Origin of the sequence: Marinobacterium profundum, assembly GCF_001528745.1 — a bacterium.
GTDB lineage: Bacteria > Pseudomonadota > Gammaproteobacteria > Pseudomonadales > Balneatricaceae > Marinobacterium_A > Marinobacterium_A profundum.
On record NZ_BCNS01000209.1, the window covers coordinates 1 to 10,809 of the forward strand.

Annotated in this window: 8 protein-coding genes; 5 read left to right on the plus strand and 3 right to left on the minus strand. The window is 57.8% G+C overall.

Annotated features, from left to right (window positions below; genetic code table 11):
• Positions 1 to 133: 133 nt before the first annotated feature.
• The gene (locus MPRO_RS23470) at positions 134 to 511 is read right to left on the minus strand and encodes a hypothetical protein (RefSeq protein WP_067298743.1); all 378 of its coding nucleotides are present in this window, start codon (positions 509 to 511) and stop codon (positions 134 to 136) included.
• Positions 508 to 1,971, minus strand: a complete 1,464-nt coding sequence (sbcB, locus tag MPRO_RS23475; protein WP_067298750.1) for an exodeoxyribonuclease I — start codon at positions 1,969 to 1,971, stop codon at positions 508 to 510. The genes MPRO_RS23470 and sbcB overlap by 4 nt, the downstream gene beginning before the upstream one ends.
• Positions 1,972 to 2,152: 181 nt before the next feature.
• Between sbcB and MPRO_RS23480 the strand changes: the two genes are divergently transcribed.
• Together MPRO_RS23480 and MPRO_RS23485 are read left to right on the plus strand one after the other, a co-directional pair.
• Positions 2,153 to 2,617 (plus strand): YchJ family protein, encoded by a 465-nt coding sequence (locus tag MPRO_RS23480; protein WP_067298744.1) that lies wholly within the window; start codon positions 2,153 to 2,155, stop codon positions 2,615 to 2,617.
• Between the two features lie 163 nt (positions 2,618 to 2,780).
• Positions 2,781 to 5,627 (plus strand): DUF349 domain-containing protein, encoded by a 2,847-nt coding sequence (locus MPRO_RS23485; RefSeq protein ID WP_067298745.1) that lies wholly within the window; start codon positions 2,781 to 2,783, stop codon positions 5,625 to 5,627.
• Positions 5,628 to 5,733: 106 nt separating this feature from the next.
• Here MPRO_RS23485 and phbB read toward each other — a convergent pair whose 3' ends face one another.
• Positions 5,734 to 6,483 (minus strand): acetoacetyl-CoA reductase, encoded by a 750-nt coding sequence (phbB, locus tag MPRO_RS23490; RefSeq protein ID WP_067298746.1) that lies wholly within the window; start codon positions 6,481 to 6,483, stop codon positions 5,734 to 5,736.
• Between the two features lie 283 nt (positions 6,484 to 6,766).
• Here phbB and MPRO_RS23495 point away from each other — a divergent pair, with 283 nt between their 5' ends.
• The 3 genes from MPRO_RS23495 to MPRO_RS23505 all read left to right on the plus strand — a co-directional run bounded on the left by MPRO_RS23495 (position 6,767) and on the right by MPRO_RS23505 (position 10,500).
• A complete protein-coding gene (locus tag MPRO_RS23495) occupies positions 6,767 to 7,483 on the plus strand; it encodes a 16S rRNA (uracil(1498)-N(3))-methyltransferase (RefSeq protein ID WP_067298747.1) in 717 nt (238 codons plus the stop codon).
• Between the two features lie 178 nt (positions 7,484 to 7,661).
• Complete coding sequence (locus MPRO_RS23500; protein ID WP_067298748.1) at positions 7,662 to 8,693, plus strand: Fe(3+) ABC transporter substrate-binding protein; 1,032 nt, start codon at positions 7,662 to 7,664, stop codon at positions 8,691 to 8,693.
• A gap of 115 nt (positions 8,694 to 8,808) precedes the next feature.
• Positions 8,809 to 10,500: an ABC transporter permease gene (locus tag MPRO_RS23505; RefSeq protein ID WP_067298749.1), complete on the plus strand. Its 1,692-nt coding sequence runs from the start codon at positions 8,809 to 8,811 to the stop codon at positions 10,498 to 10,500.
• Positions 10,501 to 10,809 lie beyond the last annotated feature (309 nt).

The following is a 10,809-nucleotide window of genomic DNA, read 5'->3' on the forward strand; positions in this document are numbered from 1 at the left end:
ATTGGCCTGCGGCCAATGATGAAGCGTCCCTGCTTCATGTATTAACCCGCCGGGTTAATAATAAGAGTGGCGGCGATGGGGTTTGTCGCCATCGCCAAGCACCTTGCCCTGCTATGCCCTGAAGCTTTTAGGGTCAGTCTGGCAGCTGCTCCGCCGCCTCAAGATAAGGCGTGCTCGGCTCAGCTTTGATCTGCTCGAAAACGAGGTCTTCACCGCTTGGCGGTGCGGGTCTTTTTACGGGCCCAATCAACACTTCGGTGGCTTCGGGCACTTTGGCGTAGGGCACTATATGGGGCGCCGGCAGGCCGGACCCAGAGTTCGCCGGCTGGACTTCAGGCATGACTTCGCTATCTAGACTGCCGCGCGCCTTGTTGTCATAAACGCTTTGCCCCTTCACAGATCCTGCCGAATATCCCTGTGGCGCGGTCAGTGCATAGGGCAGCACTTCGTCGCCCCAGAGCGGCGGCGCCAGCAGACTCAGCAAACCGAGGCCCAGCACCAGGGCTCTCATCCGTCCACGCCTTCCATCGGATAGATGGCTTCGGCATAGATATTCAGCTCTTCCAGGATGCGGCGCTGATTGTCGGTGCGCTCAGGCGCCTGATACAGCGTATTCAGCTGCTCATAAAATGCCTTCATCCCCAGGTAGCCGTCACTGTTGTCTTCAAGCAGTTTGCGGTGACGATACTCTTCCCAGTGCAGCCGTTCATCATCACTGAGGCTGGCGGGGAAATTACGCGCCTTGTAGCGCAACAGCATTTCCTCCAGCCGCGGGTCCTGAAACGCCAACTCCAGCGCGCCAAGCTCCTGGGGGTCGCAGGCGCGAATCCGTGCCATGGCGGCTTTATCCGCCTCGCCAAAGAAACCGCCGCTATAGAGCATCTGATCAGGGTCGGACGGCGCATCGAAGTCGTTCTCACCGAATACCTCTGCCAGAGTGACCTGCAGACCATCAAAGCTGCGCAGAATCTGCAAGTGCGTGCGACAGCTATCACCGTCAATCTGCAGTCGCTTGGCCTCGACCGCCGTTAACATGCCGGCGGGGGCGACAATGGGACACTTGTTGATATGTATCTGCTTGAGCGCGATACGGGGCGCTCCTGGCTCAAGATCGTCGCTGCGGGTGTACATCAGGCGGCGAATCTCGGTCGCCGGCAAGCTCAGCAGTGGCGTCGGATCCACCCGCAAATCCCACACAATCACGCTATTGCGATTAACCGGATGTCCCGCCAGCGGTGCGACTATAGCGCAGTTGCCCCACTCCACAGGATAACGCGACGACACATGCAGCACCGGCTTGTGTGTAGCCACGTCAAGCAGCGCCTGCACCGAACGCTTGCCGCGATTTTTCAGGGCATAGTTATACAGTTTGGGCTGACGCTCGCGCACGAGCTTCGCCATGGCGATAGTGGCATAGACGTCGGACAGCGCATCGTGAGCATTTCCATGATCAATGCTGTTGGCACGGGTCAGATCTTCTAGGCGCAGACTCGGCGTACCGTCGTCATAGCTCGGCCACTCGATGCCTTCGGGGCGCAAGGCCCGCGTCAGGCGCAGCATGTCGATAATGTCCCAGCGCGAGCAGTCGTTCTGCCACTCCCTTGCATAAGGATCGTAGAAGTTGCGGTACAGGGTGTAGCGCGTTACCTCGTCGTCGAAGCGGATGCTGTTGTAACCCACACCACAAGTACCCGGGCGGGACATTTCAGCGTGAACCCTGGCGATGAACTCGGCCTCACAGACTCCGTCCACCAGCGCCTGCTGCGGCGTAATGCCGGTGATCAGGCAGGCTTCGGGGTTGGGCAGAAAATCATCCGCCGGTTTACAGAAAAACATCACCGGTTCTTCGATAATGTTCAGATCCATATCGGTACGTATGCCGGCAAACTGGGCCGGGCGATCGCGCTTGGGATCGGCGCCGAAGGTTTCATAATCGTGCCAGAAGAAAGTCGGCGTGGCGGAGACAGACATCGAATCGATAGCTTCCCTGATAAAAATGATCAACCCGACGGCAGACGCCACATCGGATCCTGTTTAGACTATGGGGCCAGCGCCCTGCAACCGTCTGTATTAAAGCCTAACAGCTCGGGCGGCGTCGATCCATTTCAGTACCCGACGACTGCAGCGATGACCGCCAACCCAGTGGATAACAATGTCGAAGAAGAAAACTGCCTCCGCCATAGCCACCGAGCTACCGGCCCAGATGCCCTGCCCCTGCCAGAGCGGCAGACTGTATCGCGATTGCTGTGAACCCGCCATTAGCGGCAAGAAACCGGCTTCAACCGCAGAAAAATTGATGCGCTCACGCTACAGTGCCTTCGCACTGGGGCTCGCATCCTACCTGATCGATACCCTGGCACCGGAGCGGCGCCAGCCGGGCGAGCGCGGTCTACTTAAAAGACAGTTCAGATCCACGCGTTGGACAGGCCTGCGAATTATTAATGTGCAGGCCGGAGGCGAACAGGACAGTACTGGCACGGTGGAATTTGAAGCGCTTTACATCAGTGCACAAGAGCCCGGACGGCTGCACGAGCGATCCCGTTTCAGGCGTGACGGCAAGGGCCGCTGGTACTATGTTGATGGAGAGGCCAATTTCCTGCCTGGGCCGACAGTTTAACGCCAGGATGACAACACTATTGGGGCTCGGTTCCTGCATTTGACCCTTTTGCACGCATGTCAACTCTTCCGCTGCCATCCATGGCGTCTTAGAATAGCTAGCTTTCGCGCTGCAGCATAACGAGATCATGCTGCCCAACCCTTATGCCGGGACCCCCCTACCAATGTTTGCGAAGTTTTTCAGGCCCAAGTGGCAAAGCAACAAGGCGGACGTACGGATACGTGCAATCAGCACTCTGTTGACGGAACATCCAGACCAACTGGATATACTCGCCAGGCTGGCTCAGACGGATCAGAGCCCTGACGTGCGCAAGGCTGCGGTGGCTCGACTACAAAAGCCAGAACTGCTATTGCGCGTCATGGCCGGCGAGCAGGACCCCGCCATCCGGCACGTCGCCACCGATCGCCTGTGCAAACTGGTAGCCAGTGACGCCAGCACCCTGTCGCCGGAACAGCAGCTGGCCTGCATTGAGGATATCCAGGATCAGGATCTGCTGACCCATATAGCACTGCACACGGGCCAGGCAGCACTACAGCAAGCTGCCGTGCTGCGCGTGCGCGATGAAAGCAATCTTGAGGTACTGACGCTGAATGCCCAGAGCGCGCAAATGCGACGCCTGGCCGCCGAACGCCTGCAAAGCGAAGCCACACTTGAGCGCGTCAGCCGACAGATGCGCCAGCGCGACAAGGCGGTATACCGCCTCACCCGGGACAAGCTGCAGCAACTGCGCGACCAAACTCGTGCCCAGGATGCCTTGCAAACCGACAGGCTCGAGCGCGTCGAACGCATGGAACAACTGGCGGAAGGCGAATTGATGCCGCTCTACGGGGCACGCATCGATGCCCTGAGCCAGGAATGGAACAAACTTGATAGCTGCGATGACGCACTTGAAAACCGCTTTCAACAAGCCCTGCTGTGCTGCCGTGAACGTGCCGCCATTGTACAGGCCGAGGCGGATGCCAAGGCACAGCAACAGCGCGACCTGACCGCCTACAGGGAAAGCTGCACCCAGTTGCTGCAACAGCTCGAAGCGATCGAGCAGGGCAGCCGCGAAGCCCTGGCTGACACCCGCCTGGACACGGCAGCCCTGGATACCAAACTGGACACCTGGCAACAGCAATGGGACGCCCTGAACCATTCAGAGCGCTCCGGTGACGCGCAGGCGCCCGGCAAAATCCTAAACCGCATCAAGAACACAGCAGGCAGCGCCACAGCTCTGCAGCAGAGCCAGACCGACCTGCAACGCCTGCTATCGCAACCGGTTGAAGACGCTAACCCTGGCGTGCTGCGTAAACAGCAACAGCGCATAAACAATCTGCTGCAGAAAATAAACTGGCCCCAGGCACTGCCACAGCCAGAGACACTAAAACAGGCACAGCTGCGACTAGTGGCCATTGAGGCACGCCACAAGGCGCTGCAGGAGCAGGAACAGGAACTGGCACAAGACCTGAACAAGCATCTCGACAAGCTTGAACAGGCCATAAAAGACGGACACGTCAAACAGGCGGGCAAGTGCCATGACCGTGCCGCCCAGGCACTGGAGATGCTGAACGGCAACACTGCCGCCTCACTGGATCTTCGATTTAAGCAACTGCAAGCCCAACTGCTGGAGCTCAAGGACTGGCAGGGCTACGCCGTAACGCCTAAGAAAGAGCAACTGTGCGCCGACATTGAGGCCCTGATCGACAGTGAGCTTGAAGTCACAGAGCTGGCCGAATCCATCCGCCGCCTGCAGCAGCAATGGAAGCTGCTCGACAGCACAGACCCCTTCCACGCCCAGGCGATCTGGCGCCGATTCAAGAAGGCTTCGGACCTGGCTTATGCACCCTGCGAAGCCTACTTCCAGGCCCAGGGCGAACGTCGGCGCCAGAACCTGGTGCAGCGCGGCGTGATCTGCGATCAGCTGGAAGGCTACATCACCAGCATCGACTGGGAACAAGCTGACTGGAGCGCCATCGATACCATCAGCCGCGCCGCCAAGGACGAATGGAAGCATTACTCCCCCGTTGATCGCGGCCCCGGCAAGCAGGCGCAGGAGCGCTTCAATCAGTTGCTGCAACAACTCGATGGTCCACTGCACGATCACTATCACAGCTGCCTCGAATTCAAGCGCGATCTAGTCGAACAGGTCGAGGCACTGTGCGACGCCGAAGACCCGCAGCAGGCCGCTCAGCAGGCCAAACAACTGCAGCAGCAATGGAAGGATGCGGGCAAAACCTTCCGCAGCCAGGAACAGCGACTGTGGAAGCATTTTCGTGCCCACTGCGACACCCTGTTTTCGCGTCTGGGCGACAGCCAGCAGCGCGACCGCAAGCTGCGTGTCGAACAGCGTGAAATCGCAGAACAGATTTGCCATCAGCTGGAGCAGCTACTGGAAACGCCGTGCAGCCGTGCGCAGCTCGAGCAATTGCTGCCTAAGAGCATCGCCCAATTCTGCGAACTGGAGGAAGACTTCAGCCTGCCCTATCTGCGCCGCTTTGACGATGCCCGCCAGCAACTTGAGCGCCAGCGCGCCGATCTGGCACAGCTGGATACCAGCGCCTATACAGCGCTGCGCCAGCGCATTGAGCTGTGCGATGAACTTGAGGAGCTGGTACTGGCGCAGGCGACAGACCCCGCAGTATTGGATCAGCTACTGGCTCGCTGGGAAACCCAGGACAACTGCTGCACCGACTATGTCGAATTGATCGAACAGCGTTTTTCCCTGGCCCAACAGGTACAGCAAGAACCCGAGCTGCTGCCAGAGCTGACCGAAGCCGCCGGCCTGCGCCTGCGCCAGCTCTGTATTCAGCTGGAAATATCTCTGGGACTCCCCTCTCCCGAAGACGATCAGGCCCTGCGACTGGAATACCAGATGCAGCGTCTGCAGCAGGCACTGGCACAGCAAAGTGAAGCTGTCACCACAGCGGACCTGCAACGGCTGGAATACGAGTGGCGCTGCGTACCTATGGCTCGGCGTCACCCAGACCTGGTACAGCGCTTTTACAGCCCGCTGGAAGGGCTGCTTTAAGCGGCTAACCCCAAAAAGGCAAGACACAAAAAATCCCGCGCGCAGCGGGATTTTTGTGTTTGAGCCAAAGGCTCTGGTCGAAACCAGAACCCTGGCGCGTCCTGTATCAGGACATGTGCAAGCCGCCGTTCATCGACAGATCTGCACCTGTAATGTAACCGGACTGCTCGTCGGCGACAAAAGCCACCAGGCGGCCGATCTCTTCCGGCGTACCGAAACGGCCCACTGGGATGGTCGCGGTAATCTTGTCCTGAACATCCTGCGCAATCGCTGCCACCATGGCAGTCTTGATATAACCAGGAGATACAGTGTTAACCGTGACACCCTTGCGCGCTACTTCCTGAGCCAGCGCCTTGGTGAAACCATGGATACCGGCCTTGGCAGCCGAGTAGTTGCACTGACCGAACTGCCCTTTCTGGGCATTTACCGAGGATATGTTGATAACACGGCCCCAGCCCTTGTCCAGCATGCCGTTGATCACGACGCGGGTCATGTGGAACATGGAGTCCAGGTTGGCGGACATGACTTCGTCCCACTGCTCCCAGGACATTTTCTTGAACTGGCCATCACGGGTAATACCCGCATTGTTAACCAGCACGTCAATGGTACCGCCAGTTTGCTCCTCCACATTAGCAATACACTTCACGCAGGATTCGGCGTTGGTCACGTCACCATAGGCGACCATGATTTCATAACCATCCTTGCGCTGCACTTCCTGCCACGCCAGGGCTTTCTCGTGCTTGCCGCCGCTGTTGTAGCCTGCAACGACCGTAAAGCCCTGATCAACCAATGAACGACAAATAGGCGTACCCAGACCACCGGTACCGCCGGTAACAAACGCTATTTTTTTGCTCATTTACGCATCCCCATAGTGTCAATTTCCTTTTTTATAAGGCGACTTATAGTTTTAGTGTCTATCGCTTAGCTCGTCCCTAAGTAAAACGACAATAATACCAACCCACCGGCCAAATCAACTTCATTTGCTGCAAGCGAGGGACATTACCTGCAAAAGTTTACGGATCCATGACAAATAGCTGAGTTTTTAGCCAATCGAACACCCGGCGGACTTCCGACGACCGACTGGGCTTCTGCTACAATGCGCGCCCTTAAGCACCTTGAGCCTGGTACTTTTTACCCCCATGAATCTGATTCTGCTGTTTGAAGACGACTTTATCGCCCCTGCCCGAGTGCGCCTGAGCGACCGGCGCTATGCCCATATACGCGCGGTGCAGCAACCTGAGGTCGGAGAAACACTGAAAGTGGGTCTGCTCAACGGCGCAATCGGGCGCGCCCGCGTGCTGAACGTCAATGACCAGAGCATCGAGCTGGAAACCTGCCTTGAAGAGACAACGCCGCCTGCGTTGCCACTGACGCTGATCCTGGCGCTGCCAAGACCCAAAATGCTCAAACGCACACTGCAGACCATCGCCACCATGGGGGTAAAAAAGCTCTGTCTGATCAACTCCTACCGGGTCGACAAGAGTTACTGGTCCAGCCCGCTTCTGGGTGACGATGCGATAAGGGAACAACTACTGCTGGGGCTCGAACAGGCCGGCGACACCCAAATGCCCGAAGTTTCGCTGCACAAGCGCTTCAAACCCTTTGTAGAGGACGAACTGCCAGCCATCGCCATCAACACCCGCGCACTGGTAGCTCACCCTTACGAGGCCTCTGAGTGCCCACCCGCCGAACAGATCCCCACAACCCTCGCCGTAGGTCCAGAGGGTGGATTTATCCGCTATGAGGTTGAAAAGCTGCAAGAGGCAGGACTTGCCCCCATCCATATTGGGCCGCGTATTCTGCGCGTCGAAACCGCCGTTCCGGTACTGCTCGCTCGGCTATTCCCGCCGCTTTAACACCAAGCTGCATAAAGGTGCGCCCAACGACGTACTTGCTGCTTCGCAGACAGACCCGCGTCCGAGATCGACCTCCAAGTGAGAATAATACTCATCCCTCTTGACAGGCATCGAAATATTATTAAGAATTGTTCGCATTATCTTTTACATAAATTCTTCGGACAAAGTGAGTACCCGCATGAAAAGCTCCCGCACACTCCTTGCCGCCGCTACGCTGACCCTGGCCAGCACTGCGTCTGTCGCTCAGGCCGCCAACGAAGTTAATATCTACTCTTACCGCCAGGCATTCCTGATTCAGCCGCTGCTGGAAGAGTTCAGCAAGGAAACCGGCATACAGGTCAATCTGGTCACCGCGGACAAGGGCCTGCTGGAGCGTCTGGAGCATGAAGGTCGCAACTCCCCGGCCGACCTATTACTGACGGCAGAAGTTGGCCCACTGTACGACGCCACTGAAAGAGGCCTTGTCAGTGCCGTAGAAAGCGACGTACTGAACGCAAGCATTCCACAGCACTACCGTGACCCTGAAGGTCGCTGGTTTGGCCTGACGGCCCGTTCGCGCCTTATTTATGCATCCAAAGATCGCGTGCAGGAAGGTGAAATCAAGACCTACGAAGAGCTGGCTGACCCAAAATGGAAAGGCCGTATCTGCACCCGTAGCGGCAAGCACACCTACAATCTGTCGCTGATCGCCTCTGTTATTGAACACCACGACGAAGCCTACGCCGAGCAGTGGCTCGAAGGCCTCAAGGCCAACCTGGCACGCAAGCCCCAGGGTAACGACCGTGCCCAGGTGAAAGCGGTGAAGGAAGGCGTCTGTGATCTGGCGCTGGGCAACTCTTACTACTTCGGCAAAATGCTGACCAACGAAGAGCAGCCGGAACAGAAAGAATGGGCTCAGTCCGTTAATCTGGTATTCCCGAACCAGGATGATCGTGGCGCGCACATGAACATCTCCGGAGCCGCTGTTACCCAGCATGCACCGAACCGCGAAAATGCCATCAAGCTGATCGAGTTCCTGGCCGGCGAGAAGGCACAGACGATTTATGCCGATGTGAATTCCGAGTTCCCGGTACGTCCCGGCACACCCAACTCTGCCCTGATCGAAGAATACATGGGTAACTTCAAGGCCGACGAGATAGATCTGAATAAGCTGGGCCCGCTGCGCGCAGTCGCATCCCGCCTGGTCGATAAGGTCGGTTTTGACAACTGATTCGGCAGCGTCACGCAGGAGCGCCCCACGGGCGGCCCTGCTCGACATTAGCAAACGAAAACGATAGCCTGCCCGGCTGTCGTTTTTTGCCGTTTCTGACGCAGGAAAATTATCGATGAAAGCCGCCACCGCCAGCATGACGTACAGCCCCACCCGCCAGCCCCGCCCGCGCCTGGCGGGATGGTATTCGGCGGCTTGGGGTATTGCGCTCATGGTGGCGTTGCCGGTGCTGGCGATTTTCTATCTGGCACTTTTCCCGGATGAAAACATCTGGACACATCTGGCCAGCACGGTGCTGCCGATCTACGTCATCACCACTCTGGAGCTAATCGCCGGGGTCGCCCTGCTGTCCATTCTCGCAGGCGTTGGCAGCGCCTGGCTGGTCACCATGTACAGCTTCCCCGGCAAGCGTTTATTTGAGTGGGCGCTACTGCTGCCCTTTGCCGTACCCGCCTACGTCATCGCCTATGTTTATACCGACCTGCTTGAATTTGCAGGCCCTGTGCAGGGCGCACTGCGGGCACTGTTCGGCTGGGAAAGCGCACGGGACTACTGGTTTCCCGAAATACGCAGCCTCGGCGGCGCTATCCTGATGCTCTCCTTGGTGCTCTACCCCTATATTTACCTGCTGACCCGTGCAGCTTTTCTGGAGCAATCCGTCAGCCTGCGCGATGCCAGCCGATTGCTGGGCTGCAACGCCTGGCAAAGCTTTTACCGCGTATCCCTGCCCATCGCTCGTCCGGCAATCGCCGTGGGCGTATCCCTGGTGGCCATGGAAACCATCAATGACTTTGGCACCGTGGACTACTTTGCCGTCAAGAGCCTGACCGCTGGTATCTACGATACCTGGCTGAACATGTACAACCTGGGTGGAGCGGCACAGATCGCCAGCCTGATGCTGGTGTTCGTGGTGATACTGATCACCCTGGAGCGCATGGCGCGAGCCCAGCAGCGCCAGTTTCACAGTGCAGACCGCTTCAGCACATTGAAGCCCACCCGCCTTCAGGGCGCCGGTGCAATGGCCGCCAGCATATTCTGCCTGCTGCCGGTATTCTGTGGCTTTATCGTGCCCTTCGCCCTGCTGAGCTGGTATGCCAGCGGCTACCTCGACCAGCTCTGGTCTGAGGATTTTCTCAGCTATGCCAGCCACAGCTTTACCCTCTCGCTAAGCGCCGCCGTGCTGTCGATTGTGCTGGCCGTGGTGCTGGCCTACGCCAAGCGCCTATACAGCGAAAGGCGCGCCCTGCTGTTCGCCGTGCGCTTCTCCAGCCTGGGCTACGCCATGCCGGGTGCTGTACTGGCACTGGGCGTGATTATCCCGCTGGCGGCCTTTGATAACGCTGTCGATGACTTTATGCGCCGCACCTTTGATATATCCACAGGCCTGCTGCTCAGCGGCACGACTTTTGCCATTATTTTTGCCTATGTAGTGCGCTTTCTGGCGGTATCCAACGGCGCTGTGGACAGCTCACTCAGCAAGGTCACCCCGTCCATGGACATGGCGGCCCGCTCGCTGGGCCAGAGTGCTTCGGGAACATTGCTGAAGGTACACCTGCCACTGATCCGCGGCGGCCTGATGACGGCGTTGCTGGTGGTGTTTGTGGATTGCATGAAGGAGCTGCCGGCAACGCTGATTCTGCGCCCGTTCAACTACGATACGCTGGCAACCTTTGTCTATCAGTTTGCGTCCGACGAAATGCTTGAGCGCAGCGCCCTTGCGGCGCTGCTGATCGTACTGGTAGGCGTTTTACCGGTGATACTGCTGAGCCGCTCCATCACGGCCAGTCGACGCCAAAGCGAGGCGTAAAACCAGAGTAGCAAGTAGCAAGTAGCAAGTAGCAAGTAGCAAGTAGCAAGTAAGTATGCTGGTAGCAGCCTGTCGGACTTGGCCGATCGTAGCGAGGGAAAGTCCGTTTTGAGGCAGTTTTTGAGCTCTTTTGAGGCAAATAGTGGTTCTATCTAACACTTGAAACGAAGTGGAAAGAACCGCTTTAGCGGGGTCGCAGACCGAGAAGCCTGCGACGAGTAAAAAAGAGGACGAAAAATGACCAGAATCGGCTTTTCCGCAGTAGATCAGTGGTAAGTCCGACAGGCTGCTAGTGTAGTGTTTCACGCT

What these genes read in the sequence shown, in the direction of transcription:
- MPRO_RS23470 (WP_067298743.1), bottom strand. Translation starts at nt 511, where the DNA reads ATGAGAGCCCTGGTGCTGGGCCTCGGTTTGCTGAGTCTGCTGGCGCCG.
- sbcB (WP_067298750.1), bottom strand. Translation starts at nt 1,971, where the DNA reads ATGTCTGTCTCCGCCACGCCGACTTTCTTCTGGCACGATTATGAAACC.
- MPRO_RS23480 (WP_067298744.1), top strand. Translation starts at nt 2,153, where the DNA reads ATGTCGAAGAAGAAAACTGCCTCCGCCATAGCCACCGAGCTACCGGCC.
- MPRO_RS23485 (WP_067298745.1), top strand. Translation starts at nt 2,781, where the DNA reads ATGTTTGCGAAGTTTTTCAGGCCCAAGTGGCAAAGCAACAAGGCGGAC.
- phbB (WP_067298746.1), bottom strand. Translation starts at nt 6,483, where the DNA reads ATGAGCAAAAAAATAGCGTTTGTTACCGGCGGTACCGGTGGTCTGGGT.
- MPRO_RS23495 (WP_067298747.1), top strand. Translation starts at nt 6,767, where the DNA reads ATGAATCTGATTCTGCTGTTTGAAGACGACTTTATCGCCCCTGCCCGA.
- MPRO_RS23500 (WP_067298748.1), top strand. Translation starts at nt 7,662, where the DNA reads ATGAAAAGCTCCCGCACACTCCTTGCCGCCGCTACGCTGACCCTGGCC.
- MPRO_RS23505 (WP_067298749.1), top strand. Translation starts at nt 8,809, where the DNA reads ATGAAAGCCGCCACCGCCAGCATGACGTACAGCCCCACCCGCCAGCCC.